The sequence below is a fragment of the Schauerella aestuarii genome, from assembly GCF_009866805.1.
Lineage (GTDB): Bacteria > Pseudomonadota > Gammaproteobacteria > Burkholderiales > Burkholderiaceae_B > Schauerella > Schauerella aestuarii.
Map to the genome: position 1 here is coordinate 453,573 of NZ_SIZW01000043.1, position 14,503 is coordinate 468,075.

General features: G+C 60.5%; 13 protein-coding genes. 10 read left to right on the forward strand and 3 right to left on the reverse strand.

Annotation, left to right across the window (positions count from 1 at the left end; all coding sequences use genetic code 11):
- Nucleotides 1-40: 40 nt before the first annotated feature.
- The 5 genes from EYW45_RS21415 to EYW45_RS21435 all read left to right on the forward strand — a co-directional run bounded on the left by EYW45_RS21415 (nucleotide 41) and on the right by EYW45_RS21435 (nucleotide 4,521).
- A complete protein-coding gene (locus tag EYW45_RS21415; protein ID WP_328703670.1) occupies nucleotides 41-850 on the forward strand; it encodes an SDR family NAD(P)-dependent oxidoreductase in 810 nt (269 codons plus the stop codon).
- 16 nt (nucleotides 851-866) lie between these two features.
- Entirely contained in the window at nucleotides 867-1,379 is a 513-nt protein-coding gene (locus tag EYW45_RS21420) for a carboxymuconolactone decarboxylase family protein (protein WP_161137481.1), read from the forward strand.
- A gap of 57 nt (nucleotides 1,380-1,436) precedes the next feature.
- Nucleotides 1,437-2,402, forward strand: coding sequence for a Bug family tripartite tricarboxylate transporter substrate binding protein (locus EYW45_RS21425; RefSeq protein ID WP_161137482.1), 966 nt, complete (start codon nucleotides 1,437-1,439; stop codon nucleotides 2,400-2,402).
- 94 nt (nucleotides 2,403-2,496) lie between these two features.
- Nucleotides 2,497-3,459 (forward strand): quinone oxidoreductase family protein, encoded by a 963-nt coding sequence (locus EYW45_RS21430; RefSeq protein ID WP_456238885.1) that lies wholly within the window; start codon nucleotides 2,497-2,499, stop codon nucleotides 3,457-3,459.
- Nucleotides 3,460-3,471: 12 nt separating this feature from the next.
- Nucleotides 3,472-4,521: an alpha/beta fold hydrolase gene (locus EYW45_RS21435; protein WP_161137484.1), complete on the forward strand. Its 1,050-nt coding sequence runs from the start codon at nucleotides 3,472-3,474 to the stop codon at nucleotides 4,519-4,521.
- A gap of 109 nt (nucleotides 4,522-4,630) precedes the next feature.
- Here EYW45_RS21435 and EYW45_RS21440 read toward each other — a convergent pair whose 3' ends face one another.
- A complete protein-coding gene (locus EYW45_RS21440; RefSeq protein WP_328703690.1) occupies nucleotides 4,631-5,698 on the reverse strand; it encodes a TerC family protein in 1,068 nt (355 codons plus the stop codon).
- 566 nt (nucleotides 5,699-6,264) lie between these two features.
- Here EYW45_RS21440 and glf point away from each other — a divergent pair.
- The 3 genes from glf to EYW45_RS21455 all read left to right on the forward strand — a co-directional run bounded on the left by glf (nucleotide 6,265) and on the right by EYW45_RS21455 (nucleotide 10,954).
- Nucleotides 6,265-8,646 (forward strand): UDP-galactopyranose mutase, encoded by a 2,382-nt coding sequence (gene glf, locus EYW45_RS24915; protein ID WP_202444853.1) that lies wholly within the window; start codon nucleotides 6,265-6,267, stop codon nucleotides 8,644-8,646.
- Between the two features lie 4 nt (nucleotides 8,647-8,650).
- Nucleotides 8,651-9,805: a glycoside hydrolase family 1 protein gene (locus EYW45_RS21450; protein ID WP_328703671.1), complete on the forward strand. Its 1,155-nt coding sequence runs from the start codon at nucleotides 8,651-8,653 to the stop codon at nucleotides 9,803-9,805.
- 156 nt (nucleotides 9,806-9,961) lie between these two features.
- Entirely contained in the window at nucleotides 9,962-10,954 is a 993-nt protein-coding gene (locus tag EYW45_RS21455) for a quinone oxidoreductase family protein (RefSeq protein ID WP_161137487.1), read from the forward strand.
- Between the two features lie 23 nt (nucleotides 10,955-10,977).
- On the opposite strand, the gene EYW45_RS21460 is transcribed toward EYW45_RS21455, so the two are convergent.
- Nucleotides 10,978-11,946, reverse strand: coding sequence for an aromatic alcohol reductase (locus tag EYW45_RS21460; protein ID WP_161137488.1), 969 nt, complete (start codon nucleotides 11,944-11,946; stop codon nucleotides 10,978-10,980).
- A 97-nt stretch (nucleotides 11,947-12,043) separates the two neighbouring features.
- Here EYW45_RS21460 and EYW45_RS21465 point away from each other — a divergent pair, with 97 nt between their 5' ends.
- The gene (locus tag EYW45_RS21465; protein WP_161137489.1) at nucleotides 12,044-12,469 is read left to right on the forward strand and encodes a winged helix-turn-helix transcriptional regulator; all 426 of its coding nucleotides are present in this window, start codon (nucleotides 12,044-12,046) and stop codon (nucleotides 12,467-12,469) included.
- A 274-nt stretch (nucleotides 12,470-12,743) separates the two neighbouring features.
- Nucleotides 12,744-13,904 (forward strand): MFS transporter, encoded by a 1,161-nt coding sequence (locus EYW45_RS21470; protein ID WP_161137490.1) that lies wholly within the window; start codon nucleotides 12,744-12,746, stop codon nucleotides 13,902-13,904.
- A gap of 155 nt (nucleotides 13,905-14,059) precedes the next feature.
- Here the strand turns inward: EYW45_RS21470 and EYW45_RS21475 are convergent, their stop codons facing one another.
- Complete coding sequence (locus EYW45_RS21475) at nucleotides 14,060-14,419, reverse strand: hypothetical protein (protein WP_161137491.1); 360 nt, start codon at nucleotides 14,417-14,419, stop codon at nucleotides 14,060-14,062.
- Nucleotides 14,420-14,503: the final 84 nt, after the last annotated feature.

Here is a 14,503-nt window from a genome sequence, read left to right on the forward strand (position 1 = left end):
TGACACGAAGAGATCGTCTGGACGTGAACCAGATCCCGCGGTGGAACGTCGATCGGCAGGACGGGTTGCCGGCAAGGTGGCGGTGGTGTTTGGCGCAGGCTGCGCCGGCCCGGGTTGGGGCAACGGCCGTGCGATTGCCGTGCGTCTGGCGCAGGAGGGCGCGCAGGTGATCGCCGTCGATCGCGATGCGGCGTCGCTGCCCGAAACCCTTGCGCGTGCAGGGGACAGCGCGGTGCGCATCGAGACGCAGCTTTGCGACGTGGAGGATGCTGCGCAGATCGCCGCGCTTGTTCAGGCCACGCTGGCGCGCTATGGCCGAATCGACATCTTGGTCAACAACGTGGGCGGCCCGGCTGCGGGCGGTGCCGCCGATCTCTCAGAAGAGGCGTGGCAACGTCAGCTGTCGTTGAATCTCACCAGCGTGTTTACGACGTGCCGGCACATTTTGCCGATCATGGCGCGGCAGGGCAGTGGGGCGGTGGTGAACGTGTCGTCCACCTCTGCGATTCGATGGACTGGTGCGCCGGCAGTCGGCTACGCCGCCTCGAAGGCGGGCGTGATGCAGTACGGCCGCGTTGTTGGCGTGGAGTACGCCAAGCACGGGGTGCGCATCAACACCGTACTCCCGGGCCAGTTGCACACGCCGTTGGTCGACGCGTTTCTCGCTAAACAGCAGGGCAGCAATGTGGAGGCACTGCTCGAGAAGCGCCGCAAGCGCATCCCGCTGCCCGTGTCGGGCGATGGCCGCGATACGGCAAATGCCGTTCTCTTCCTCGCATCCGACGAGGCCAGATTCATAACCGGCACTGAACTCATCGTCGATGGCGGCATGAGTGCACGGTGCGATTGATCGAAAGAGCATCACGATGGCAAGAATTGATTACGCAGATATCACGAAGCCGGAAACGCAGCCGCTGGTCGCGCGCATACAGCGCGAGCGCGCCAGCCTGCCCAATCTGTACAAAATGCTGCTCAACAGCCCGCCGATTGCGGAGGGCTGGCTCAACTACCTCACGGCCGTTCGCCAGAAAAGCAGCCTGCCGCCGCAGTTGCGCGAGATGCTGATCCTGCGCGTGGCAGTGCTGAATGAGGCGGACTACGAGTTTGAACAGCACCTGCCGATCGCATTGAAGGAAGGGTGCACCGCGCAGCAAATCGAGGCGTTGAAGGCGAATGATCTCGATGCATTGGACGAGAAGTCGCGTGCGGCGCTGTCGTACTGCAATGAGATGACACGCGATATCCGTGTGAAGCAAGACACCTTCGCGTCGTTGCGCGAGGTTTACAACGATCGCGAGATCGTCGAGATCACGGCCACCATCGGTGCCTACAACATGGTGTCGCGCTTTCTGGAGGCCATTCAAGTCGATCACGAGTAAAGGAGCGCCAGACATTTTTCATATAGCCGGGCGCCATAACGATAATTGGAGACAACAATGCACATCCCCCTCAAAGGCGTTATCGCGTCGTGCGTGCTGGGCGTCGTTCTCGCCGCGCCGAGTCACGCGCAGCAAACCTTTCCCACGCGGCCCCTGCAACTGGTGATCCCCTTTGCACCCGGCGACACCGATCAAATGCTGCGGCCCATTACCGAAAAGATGGGGCAGTATCTTGGGCAGCCGATCGTGATGAGCTACAAGCCTGGCGCGGGCGGCGGCATCGGCGCAGCCTTCACTGCGGGCGCCGCGCCGGACGGCTACACGGTCGTGGGCAGTTCGCCCGGCGCACTCGTGGTGGTGCCGCTTGCCAACAAGGATGTCAAATACACGACCGACTCGTTCGCGCCGGTGGCGGCAATTTCACTTGGCGGGATGATGATCGTGGCGCAAGCCAAATCCAAGTATCAAACGCTGAGTGACGTGGTGGCGGATGCCAAGGCTCGGCCCGATGCGATTTCCTACGGCACATCGGGCGCGATGGGGATCAGCCATCTGCTCGGGGAGATCTTCGCTTCAGAAGCAAAAATCAAGCTGCGTCACATCCCTTTCCAGGGCAGTACGCCGGCGGTAACGGCGCTATTGGGTGGGCACACCGATATTGCCGTCTCGGCAGTGGGCCCGGCCCAGGCGCATATTCTTGCGGGCGGGCTGCGGCCGCTTGCGGTCTTCAGCGACAAGCGCATGCGCGCTTTCCCGGATGTGCCCACCGTGCGCGAACTGGGGTACGACGTGGGCAGCCCCACGATCTATGGGTTGATGGCGCCCAAGGATACGCCGCCCCAAGTGATCGATACGCTGTATCAGGCCGCGCGCAAAGTGGTGGCTGAACAGGGCACCGAGGTGGAAAAGACACTGGCGGGGATCGGTGCGGAGGTGAGCGTGCTCGGACCCAAGGAGTATGGTGAATATCTGCAGCGGCAGCGCGCGCTGTTCGCCCGCGGTGTGAGCCTGGTGCGCGAATGACGGTAGCGTCGTCGCGCATGGTGTGCGCACGTGCCGCCCAGAAACGGCTTCAGGAGATGAGATGACCGATCCACACACCACGCAAGGCCGCGCCATCGTGCTCGACCGCTTTGGCGAGGCCGATGTGATGACGCTGCGGGCAGTGCAGCTTGCCGCGCCGGCACCTGACGAGGTACAGCTCAAGCAAACCGCCATTGGCTTTAACTTCATCGACATCTACCAGCGGGCCGGGAAGTATGCCCTGCCGCTACCCAGCGGGCTTGGGCATGAGGCGGCGGGCGTGGTGCAAGCCATTGGCGCCGGGGTAACCGATCTTGGCGTAGGCGACCGGGTGATCTATATCAACGCGGGCATTGGTGCTTACGCGGATCGCCGCAATGTGCAGGCGGCGAAACTCGTGCGCATCCCGGACGATATCGACGACGAGGATGCCGTCGCGATATTTTTCAAGGCGATGACGGCACAGTATCTCGTGCGGAAAACGTTCCCGGTCAAACAGGGCGACGTCGTGTTGGTTCACGCGGCGGCGGGAGGCGTGGGGCAAGTACTGAGCGGATGGGCCAAGGCACTTGGCGCGACCGTGATCGGCACCGCCGGCTCGCCCGAAAAGTGCCGAATCGCCAAGGAAGCGGGATGCCACCACGCCGTGAACTACAGCGAAGAAGGATGGGTTGACCGGGTAATCGAGGCGAGCGGTGGGCGCAAGGCCAACGTGGTGTACGACTCGGTGGGCAAGCACACCTTTCTCGGTTCGCTGGATTGTGCGGCGAAGTTTGGCATGGTGGTGCTGTTCGGTGCGGCATCGGGGCCGGTGCCTGATTTTGATCCGGAGCTGCTCAATAAGAAGGGCTGCCTGTTTCTCACCCGCCCCTCCGTGTTTCCGCACAACGCCGATACGGCCACCTTCCGTGCAAACGCGGCCGAAGTATTCAAGGCGATGCAGGATGGAGTGATCGACGTATCGATCGCATCGCGAGTCGGTTTGGACCACGTGGCCGACGCGCATCGATTGGCGGAAAGTCGAAAAAACGCAGGAGCCATCGTTATCGTTCCCTGACAGGAGACTCACATGAAAATAACAATCAAATCGACCGCCTTGCTGGTGGCGACAGTCGTCGTGGCGGCATCGGCATCGCTGCCCGCATCGGCCAGTTACACGTCGCTGCAAGTGAAGGAGATCGGCAGCTACTACGTAGGGGGCAAGCGTATTTCGCTGACCGGCTTGCCCGATCGCGAAATGACTTACAGCCCCGGCTCCCCGCCGGTGAAAGTGAATCAGAATGGCGAATTCGTTGCCGGGCAAATGTATGTGCATTACATTCGCCTCGAAAAGCCGCGCGCGGATTACCCGATGCTGATGTGGCACGGCGGCGGACTGACCGGTGCAAATTGGGAATCGAAGCCCGATCGCAAGCCCGGCTGGGAAATGTTCTTCTTGAAGCAAGGCTGGGATGTGTACACGAGCGATGCCGTAGAGCGCGGACGATCCTCCTGGGCACGCTACCCTGAGATCTATCAGGACGCACCGTTTTTCCGTAACGAGAAAGAGGCATGGGAACTCTTTCGTATCGGGAAAACCTATGATCCGGATCCTGACAAGCGCGTGGCGCAAGAGGGCACACAGTTCCCGATCGAATCGTTCGGCGAGTTCGTCAAACAAAGCGTGCCGCGCTGGGCCACCAATGACGAGCTGACGCAGGCGGCCTATGACCAGTATGTCGAGCAGGCCTGCCCTTGCGTCATCGTGGTTCATAGCCAAGGCGGGAACTTCGCCTACAAGGCAGCGATGAAGCATCCCGAAAAGATCAAGGCGATGGTGATGGTCGAACCCAGCGGCTCGCCGGATCCGGAAAAGACCGACTTTTCGGTGTTGAAGGGCGTGCCGATGTTGTGGGTGTGGGGCGATTACACCGAGGCGTCGCCGTTCTGGAATGCGATCGTGGCACGCCAGGAAAAGGTTCGTGCGAAGCTCACTGCGCTAGGTGGGCAGGCCGACCTGCTCATGCTTCCCCAAATGGGCATCAAGGGCAATAGCCACATGCTGATGATGGATAAAAATTCCGACCAGATCGCAGGTTTGGTCAACGAGTGGTTGATCGCGCGCGGCGTGACGCGCTGAAGTGAAAAAGCGGCGACCGGGGCTTTTGCCCGTGTCGCCGCTTGGCGTGTGTGCATATCGATCGCTTCGGCGGCATCCGGGCGTGTTGCCCGGATGCCTTTACCTGCCGTTAGTCGTGCTTCTTGGACTTGCCGTCGAACGGGTAGGCGCTGGCGGTAACCTCACCCTTGGGCTTGATGTACAGCGAGAGAATCATCGTCAAGGCCAGGATGGTGACCGTGGCGCCCAAGGACCATGCGACCGGAATCTTGTAGATGTCGATCAACAGCATCTTCGTACCGATGAAGACCAGCACGATCGCCAGGCCGTAGGGGAGCAGGTGAAAGCGCTCTTGCATGCCGGCCAGCAGGAAATACAGTGCACGCAAACCCAGGATAGCGAACACATTCGAGGTCAGCACGATGAACGGATCGGTCGTGATGGCGAAGATGGCGGGGATGGAATCGACCGCAAACACGACGTCGACGATACCGATCAAGAGCACCACCAACAGCATCGGCGTGGCAACCTTGACGCCATCGATCTTGGTGAAGAAACGCTCACCGTCGTAATCCGGGGCGATACGCACGCGACGCTTGACCCAGTTCAACGCGGGATTCTTGTCGAGATCGGGTTCTTCGCCCGAAGCCATCCACATCTTGATGCCGGTGAATACCAGGAAGGCACCGAACACGTACATGATCCAGTGGAACTCCTGAATCATCCACGAGCCCACGAGGATCAGGATGCCGCGCAGCACCAGCGCCGCGAGAATACCGATCATCAGCACGCGCTTCTGGAACTGCGGCGGTACGCCGAAGTAGGTGAAGAGCAGCAGGAAGACGAAGATGTTATCGACAGCCAGAGCCTTCTCGACCAGATAACCGGTCACGAACTCCAGCGCTTTCGAATTCGCCATCGAACGAGCGGCCACATCGTCGCCCATCCCGCCGAGCATCCACCACAGGAAGCCGACGAAGACAAAGCTGACGGCCACCCAGATCGCAGACCAGATGGCGGCAGCACGCATTGACACTTTTTGAGCGCCCTGACGATTGAGGGCAAAGAAGTCGATCAGCAGAGCGACAACGACGAAACACGCAAACAGAGACCACAACAGTGGCGTACCGACTGAAATCATGGCGAAACCTTTAGCGGACAGGTGGATAAAAACCCCGTTCGGTCTCGCCAGCCGCATGTGTGATGACATGCGGTCCGTAGTGCCGGGTATGGCGTGCCGGAGCCGATGCTCCAACCGCTTACCGTATTGACGACACTGCGGGAGCGTTGGGCGCCCCGGCTACTCCCCGTGTGAGTACGAGATGGATTCTATTCAGCCAAGTGTAAGCTGTCAAACACTGATCGTTCCAGTGTGTATCGGGGCAGATCGCGGCCTGTTTGCATCATTTGCGAACAGCGCCTCCTCCAGACGCCTCCGCTTACATTTCGGATGCTGCACCTGCAAACATCGCCAACGCCGCGTGTGAGTTTGAGGTGTCATGGATGAGCAGTACTGGGACTCCCCTGGCCTGTTGTCACATAACTTCCGCGGTCAGCCTGCCCGACGTAGCCGTTCGAGCATGGCAAATCACCCGGTTTCAGGTCGGGCATGCAGACTGCATTGAGCCTATTGCCGCAACGGCGATCAGGCCGAATAGCCGCGTCGGCCCAAGCGCCCCTATCAGCACCACCTGCCACACCGGCGATCCCTGCCACACGCGCCTCACGACTTGAGGCAAACGCACGACTTCCCCAGGCGGGACCATGACACGCACTTTCAAACCGATGCCGACGCGCGCCTCGCGCCTTGGCGGATTCCCCTTTAACGCCAACACCACCGCCAAAGCCGCAGGCGCACTGATTTGCTTTTCGCATCTGCGTTGGAACTTCGTGTATCAGCGCCCACAGCATTTGATGACTCGCATGTCGGTGCATCAGCCGGTGTTCTTCTTCGAGGAGCCCGTGCTGTCCAACGGCGATAAGCCAATGTTGATCCGCACCCAGGTCACGCCTCACGTCACCGTACTGGTTCCTCATTTGCCGCACGCTATGAACGAAGCGCAGAAGGTGGATGCGCAGCGTCATCTGCTGCAGGAATTGATCGATTCCGAGCGCCTGACGCGTCGCACGTTCTGGTATTACACGCCGATGAGTCTTGAGTTCTCGGCAGAAATTCACGCCGATGTGGTGGTGTATGACTGCATGGACGAGTTGTCTGCATTCCGGGGGGCACCGGCGTCGCTCATCGCGTGGGAAAAGAAGCTGTTCGCCAAAGCCGATGTGGTGTTTACCGGCGGATTCAGTTTGTTTGAGGCCAAACGCACGTTGCACCCTAATGTGCATGCTTTTCCGAGTAGTGTGGACATCGATCATTTCAAGCAGGCGCGCGCGCCCACGATTGCATCGCCTGTAGATCAGGCAGCGATTCCCTCACCGCGCCTGGGTTTCTTCGGGGTGATCGACGAACGCTTCGATATCGAGCTCGTCAGCGCCTTGGCGACTGCGCGGCCGGACTGGCATTTCGTGCTGGTGGGGCCAGTGGTGAAGATCGATCCAGCAACGCTTCCACATCAAGCGAACCTTCATTACCTGGGCGGCAAATCCTATGACGAATTGCCGTGCTATCTCGCAGGCTGGGATGTGGCCCTGATGCCTTTCGCGCGCAATGAATCGACGCGCTATATCAGTCCCACCAAGACACCGGAGTACCTGGCGGGTGGACGCATCGTCGTATCCACGCCAATTGCAGATGTGATGTCGGATTACAAGGATGGCCGCGTCGTCAAGATTGCCGATAGCGCGGAAGCGTTTCAGGCGGCCATTGTTTCGGCGCTTGAAAGCGCGCCCGATAAGGATGAGATCTTCGCGCTTTGCGACGCTGCGATCGAAGGCAAGTCGTGGGATCACACGGTGGGTGAAATGCGTAAGCAGCTTGCCCGCGTGGATGGGCTGAAGCCAACCCTGAAAGCCAGTGCAAACAGCGCAGTGAATGTATTGCGCGCCATCCCGCAGCACGCCGATTATGACTATCTGATCGTGGGCGCAGGCTTTGCTGGCAGTGTGCTGGCGGAGCGCCTGGCGTCCGATTCGGGCAAACGTGTGCTGGTGGTCGACAAGCGCTCCCATATCGGCGGAAACGCCTACGATTACTACGATGCCGCGGGCATTTTGGTCCATCGATATGGCCCGCACATCTTCCATACCAATGCCAAACGGATTGTCGACTACCTTTCGCAATTTACGCATTGGCGGCCGTATGAGCACCGCGTGCTGGCAAACGTCGATGACCAGCTCGTGCCCGTTCCGATCAATCTGACCACGTTGGAAATGCTGTACGAACGGGCTTTCACGCCCGAGAGTGCGCAAGCGTTTCTCGATGATTTGGCCGTTCCTGTCGAGAATCCGAAAACGTCGGAAGATATCGTGGTCTCGCGCATCGGCCGAGACTTGTACGAGAAGTTCTATCGCGGCTATACCCGCAAGCAGTGGGGGCTCGATCCGAGTGAACTCGATGCTGCCGTCGCGGCGCGCATCCCGATTCGTACCAATGAGGACGATCGTTATTTCGACGACGAATTTCAGCAGATGCCAGCCAACGGCTATACGGCGATGTTCGAGCGCATGCTGGCGCATCCCAACATCGATGTGTTGCTCGATACGGATTTCAGCGACGTGGCCAAGCAGGTGAATTACAGCGAGCTGGTGTATACGGGCCGGGTCGACGAGTACTTCGATTACCAGTACGGCCCACTGCCATATCGGTCGCTCAGATTCGAGCACGAGACCGTTGACACCGAAACGTTCCAGCCCGTGGGCGTGGTCAATTATCCAAGCGCCTCTGTGCCATACACGCGCGTGACGGAATACAAATATCTGACCGGCCAGACGCACCCGCAGACGAGCCTGACTTACGAGTTCCCCGGCGACGAAGGTGACCCGTATTATCCCGTGCCACGACCCGAAAATGCGGCGCTCTACGCCAAGTACCGAGACCTTGCCGATGCGGCGCCGGACGTCACTTTCGTTGGGCGTCTGGCCACATACCGGTACTACAACATGGACCAAGTGGTGGCTCAGGCGCTTGCGACGTACGATCGCATGTGCGCGAACGTGTCGCCCACAGATGGCTTGGCGGCGGTGGCATAGGGTGGTGGTCCCGCAATTTGAAAGCTTTATCCAAGGCGGGTTCGAGTGCGGCAGCCACCTGTGGCCGGATGGTCGCCGTCTGGATCTCAGTGCGTCGACGGGCCACGCCTATCATCCGTCACAGGATTTTGAAGCGGTTGCCGCCTGCGGTATACGTACCGTTCGCGACGGCATATGCTGGCACCTCATCGAGGCGTCAGCCGGCAAGTACGAATGGGGCAGTGCCTTACCCACAGTGCTTGCTGCCACGCAGGCGGGGGTCCAGGTGATGTGGGATCTCTGCCATTACGGCATCCCGCCTCACATCGACGTGTGGTCGGGCGAGTTTCCGGAGCGTTTCGCGGCCTTTGCGCGTGAGGCGGCCCGGGTCATCCGGCGTGTTTCGGGGCACTCGTCGATATTCTGTCCGATCAATGAGATCTCGTATTGGGCATGGGCCGGAGGCGACGTCAGCCATTTCGGGCCCAGTGCCGTCGGGCGCGGTGCCGAGCTGAAACGGCAACTCGTCCGTGCCAATCTCATGGCCATCGCAGCAATAAAAGAAGTGGACCCCGGCGCAATATTGTTGAGCGCCGAGCCCGCCATCCACGTTGCCCCGCAAACGGCGGATGACGCGCAAGTGGCCCGCTATTTCGATGCGCTTCAATTTGAGGCCAGCGACATGCTCTTGGGAAAGACCCATCCGGAGCTGGGCGGTCACGGTGCCTGCCTGGATGTGGTGGGCGTTAACTTCTATCCACAAAACCAGTGGTTTTGGGGCGGCGAATGCATTGGGCGTGAATCGAATACCTATCGTCCGCTACGGCATATCCTGCAAGAGATTTTCATGCGCTACGAGCGTCCGATTCTGATCTCGGAAACTGGCGCCGAAAGTAAAGAGCGCCTGCCCTGGTTCCGGTATGTGTGCGACGAAGCGGTTGCCGCCATGAATGCAGGCGTCGTGTTGACGGGCATCTGCCTCTACCCGATTACCGACTATCCGGGCTGGGGCGACGATCGGCATTGCGAAACCGGTTTGCTGGGGTATCCGGATGGCGCGGGCGAGCGGCCGGTGCATGGGCCGCTTGCAGATGAGATCGCCGCACAAGCGGCCCGCTTCGATGCACTGCTTGGTGACTTGACGCAACGGCCCTCTCTGCAGGTGACGCCGATTGCGTGAAGGCAGCGCGAGGCAGTGCGTGAAGCAGCAGTGGGCGTCGACGCGCCCTGTTAAGATTTCCGCGCGAAAGTGCGTGGCGCTCCGGAGTCTTGAGAGCACAACGTGCTGCATTCGTATCGCCCGATGCGCCAACCCTTCGAATAGGCCTTCAACAGCATGCAAGCGCTCACGATCACAACGTATGGCGGACCCGATGTGGTCCAACTCGAACAGAATGCTCCGGTTCCCGTGCTTGAGGCGGGTCATCTGCTTGTTCGCGTGCGGTGTGCCGGTATCAATTTCATGGACATCCATACGCGTCAGGGTAAGTATGCGAACTCGCGCACCTATCCGGTCCGCTTGCCCACCACACTCGGCATGGAGGGGGCGGGCGACGTTGTGGGTGTGGGCGAGGGCGTGACCGGCTACGCCGCAGGCGATCGTGTGGCTTGGTGCATTGCGTGGGGCAGTCACGCCGAATACGTTTCGATCCCTGCTGCGCGCGCAGCCAAGCTGAGCGATGACATCGGCTATGACCTCGCCGCCGCCGCCATCTTTCAAGGCTCGACCGCGCATTATCTGGTGGAAGATGTCGCCCGACTGGCATCCGGCAGTACGTGTCTGGTGCATGCCGCAGCGGGCAGCATTGGCCAACTGCTGGTGCAGATGGCGAAGCGAAAGGGTGCCACCGTGATCGCCACCGCCAGCGATGCGGCAAAGCGCGAGGTCGCTCGCGCGCGCGGTGCCGACATCGTGTTGCCCTATGACGATGGCGCATTTGCCGATGCGGTACGCGCCGCAACCGGCGGTGCGGGTGTCGATGTCGTGTTTGACGCAGTGGGCCGCGCCACGCTGAGAGACAGTTTTCGGGCCACCCGAACCCGCGGTCTGGTGGTGAACTATGGATCCGTGTCGGGATCGGTTCAGGATCTGGATCCGATCGAGCTGGGAGAGAGCGGATCGTTGTTTTTGACGCGTCCGCGGCTTGCCGATCATATGCAGACCGGCGCGGTGGTGCAGGCGCGTGCCGATGCCGTGTTCGCCGCCATCCGGGAGGGCGACTTGACCATCGATTTCACCGCGCTGCACGCTTTGGAAAGTGTGAGGCCGGCCCATGCGCGCATCGAGGCGCGACAGCAGATCGGCAAGGAAGTGGTCTGGATTCAGTAGGCCGGCAGGCGGGCGACCGTGCATCATTCTGCAGGCGGGTGTCGTAGTCGATCGACGATCCCGTTTTGATCGATCCAATCAGATACGGTGGTGACTGAGATGTTGCGGGCTGCATTGAATGTGCGGTGCTTGTGCCACGCCACGCCTTTACCCTCCGCAAACACGGCCCGGTATTTTTTCATCTGATCCTCGGGGGCGGCGGCAAGTTCGCGCTTCAGTTCGGGAACGCTCCATTCGATTCTCGACACGTTTCGTCCAAGTTGCTTGTCGATCGAATCGGCCAGTTGCTGATAAGTGAGCGTATCGCCAGCGGTAAAAACCACTTCGTTGGCGATGCGTGGTTCGGCGAATACGATCTGCGCCGTCAGCATGCCGATATCTTCCGGCGTCGTTACGGTGACCTGCGTGTTCCAGCTCCCCAGCGCACGCACGGTGTTTTGCGCGAGATCGATAACGCCAAATGCGGGTTCGAACAAAAAGCTCGTAAACATGCCTGTGGAAATGATGATCCACTCGGTGGCGTGTTGCGCACGCAGCAGATCGCGTACGTCGAGTTGCTCATCGAACAGATTCTGCGGGCTGCCTCGGCCGATGACGTCATAGTCGACGCCGAACTGCCACGGCACGTAACGTTTGACGCCCGACGCGAGGGCGGCCCGCGCGAGCTTGAGTTGTGTGCCCGCACCGGCCACGAAACCGACGCAACCGATGACGGTGTCGAATCGCGCGAAATGCGCGGCAAGCACTTCGATCGAATCGTGCGCGATATCGGCCTGGAGGATCTCGACGCCGAGTTGTTCAAGCGCTGCCAAGTCGCGCTTTTTGGACGCCTCGTGATCTCTGGCCATCCGTGAGCGCAACATCACGGTGACCCGCACTTGCTGCGTTTTCGGCGCGGCCTCGATCAGTGCATGGATGACCGACATGCCGAGTTCTCCGGCACCCAGCACCAGAATGTTGTCATGACTTTGTAGCGCGTTGATGGCCTGCATCGAATTCCTTTTCTCCAGCGTTGAACAGCGAGTGGTTATGATTCTGTCAGGATTGGCGCTCGTCCATAAGTAGGCACACGAGTGATCCTGGGGGCGAATGGATACCGAAGAAATCATCAGGCAGTCGCAGGCTGCGTGCGAAGCGCTCAGCGAAGCGGACGATGGCTTGAAGCGCGAAGTGCTGACCCATGCGGGCAATCGATGGTCGCTGGGAATCGTTCACACACTGGGCGTGGAAGGTCGGTTGCGTCATGCGGAGATCGCACGCCGCATGAGTGGTGTGACCCAGCGGATGTTGACGCGCAGCTTGCGTCAGCTCGAGCGTGATGGCCTGGTATTACGGCGCGATCACAACGAGGTGCCGCCACGCGTGGACTACGAACTGTCCGAGCTGGGACGGGGCTTGCTTGCGCGGATGATTCCGCTCTGGATGTGGGTGGCGGATAACGCCGATGGATTTCGCGCTGCGCGCGACCGATACGATCAGGACGATGCCGCTGACGGGAATGCCGACAAGCGCTGAGATAACGTCTTGCGAGTTTCTCGAAGGGTGATTCGTCAATTACCTGGGTTATCGCGGCATAAGCGACAAGCGAGAATGGCTGCTCCGACCTGGGCGCGCAGCGGTTGGCGATCGAGGCGCTGGCATTGGGGCTGTGAGGTTTCTGCCCGACGATCCGCGCGTCGAGCGGGGATCGTTGATCCGGCATCAACAATCTTTTGACCTGTCGCACGTTTATGTCAACTTCGCGCGGCGCTACGATCGTCTCACTTTCTCCCTTTTCAGAGTCCTCATCATGAAACCCATCTGGGCACTATTCGCGCTCGCTATCGGCGCCTTTGCGATTGGCACCACGGAGTTCACGCCCATGGGGCTGCTCCCCGTGATTGCCAACGGCGTCGAGGTATCTATCCCTACCGCAGGGATGTTGATCACCGCGTATGCACTGGGCGTGATGATCGGCGCGCCCATCATGACGCTGGCGTTCGCGCGTTTTCCCACCAAACTCGCGTTGATGTTGTTGATGGGCATCTTCGTGGCGGGCAATCTGTTTTCGGCGATTGCGCCGGGGTATTGGACGTTGCTGGTGTCGCGCCTCATTACGAGCCTGAATCATGGTGCGTTCTTCGGCCTCGGTTCGGTGCTTGCCGCAAGCCTGGTTGCCAAGGAAAAGCAGGCGAGCGCTGTTGCGACGATGTTTCTGGGGCTCACCATCGCCAATATCGGCGGGGTGCCGGCGGCGACCTGGATCGGGCAGCAGATCGGCTGGCGCATGGCGTTCGGCATTACCGCCGGGCTGGGCGTGCTCGCGATCGTGGCGCTGGCGCTCACCCTGCCCAAAGGCAAGCCAAGCCCAATGCCCGATGTGCGCGCGGAATTGAAGGTGTTGACGCGTCCGACCGTACTGATGGCAATGGCGACCACGGTGCTGGGTGCTGGCGCCATGTTCACGCTCTATACCTACGTGGCGCCCGTGCTGGAAAGTTTGACGGGTGCTTCCGCGGCCTTCATCACCTTGGCATTGGTGTTGATCGGCTTGGGTTTCACCATCGGCAACACCGTGGGCGGTCGCATGGCCGATTGGTCGCTGGATGGCAGTACGAAGATCTTCCTGGCCCTGTTGGTCATTGTGATGCTGGTGCTGCCCTTGGTGTTGACCAGCCATATCGGTGCGGCAATCGGTTTGCTGATCTGGGGGGTGGTGACCTTCGCCATCGTGCCGCCGGTGCAGATCCGCGTGATGCAGGCCGCGCATGAAGCGCCCGGCCTGGCGGCCTCCGTGAACGTGGGCGCATTCAATCTGGGCAACGCGCTGGGTGCGGCAGCGGGCGGGGCGGTAATCTCGATGGGCCTGGGCTATGCGGCTGTGCCGATCGCGGGCGCAATCCTCGCCGCCGCGGGGCTGCTGCTTGTGATGGTGAACCGCGTGGCGAAGGTGTCGCCGATAACGGCATAACGCCCACGCCTCATGCCGCGGATCGATTTGGATGCAGAGGGTCGTTGTTGGCTAAACGCCGTTGCGGGCGATCAGCGGATGATCTGCAAATGGAAGCATCCGCTAAGCAGGCTGGACAGCACGATCGCGGCGAGGAACGTTTGGGCTCGCATGATCTATCGCTCGCGCGACGTTGAGAAGAACGTGCCGCCCTTGCCATCGGGCGTGAGCGTGACTGCGAACGGGATCGTCTTGCCGCACAGCTGAACGGTCCACCGTTCATCGACGCTGCCGTACTGGCGTGCCGCAGCGGACTTGCCTGTTCCGATCGGATTTTCTCTCAGCAGTTGGGTCTGGATGGCGTCCACCTGCTTGCACCCGGTCTCGACCTTGGCCCAATTGGACACTTGTTGCGCCACATCCGATTGCAAGGTGGCACCGGCGCGCGTGTCGCCGGTAACGGCCATGCGCGTGGCGCAACCGGCCAACGCCACGAGCGCCAATACGATGAAGGGATTGCGGGCGTTGTGCAGCATCGTCACTCCGGTACTTATTTTGTTGGACCGCAATTGTGCCTCAAGTCGCGCGCCCATCGGCCAAGCAGGCGCCGCGCGGGCGCA

Bases quoted from the DNA above. Each gene is read 5' to 3' on its own strand.
- EYW45_RS21435 (WP_161137484.1), top strand. From the start codon at position 3,472: ATGAAAATAACAATCAAATCGACCGCCTTGCTGGTGGCGACAGTCGTC.
- EYW45_RS21425 (WP_161137482.1), top strand. From the start codon at position 1,437: ATGCACATCCCCCTCAAAGGCGTTATCGCGTCGTGCGTGCTGGGCGTC.
- EYW45_RS21475 (WP_161137491.1), bottom strand. From the start codon at position 14,419: ATGCTGCACAACGCCCGCAATCCCTTCATCGTATTGGCGCTCGTGGCG.
- EYW45_RS21420 (WP_161137481.1), top strand. From the start codon at position 867: ATGGCAAGAATTGATTACGCAGATATCACGAAGCCGGAAACGCAGCCG.
- EYW45_RS21460 (WP_161137488.1), bottom strand. From the start codon at position 11,946: ATGCAGGCCATCAACGCGCTACAAAGTCATGACAACATTCTGGTGCTG.
- EYW45_RS21440 (WP_328703690.1), bottom strand. From the start codon at position 5,698: ATGCGGCTGGCGAGACCGAACGGGGTTTTTATCCACCTGTCCGCTAAA.
- EYW45_RS21470 (WP_161137490.1), top strand. From the start codon at position 12,744: ATGAAACCCATCTGGGCACTATTCGCGCTCGCTATCGGCGCCTTTGCG.
- glf (WP_202444853.1), top strand. From the start codon at position 6,265: ATGACACGCACTTTCAAACCGATGCCGACGCGCGCCTCGCGCCTTGGC.
- EYW45_RS21455 (WP_161137487.1), top strand. From the start codon at position 9,962: ATGCAAGCGCTCACGATCACAACGTATGGCGGACCCGATGTGGTCCAA.
- EYW45_RS21465 (WP_161137489.1), top strand. From the start codon at position 12,044: ATGGATACCGAAGAAATCATCAGGCAGTCGCAGGCTGCGTGCGAAGCG.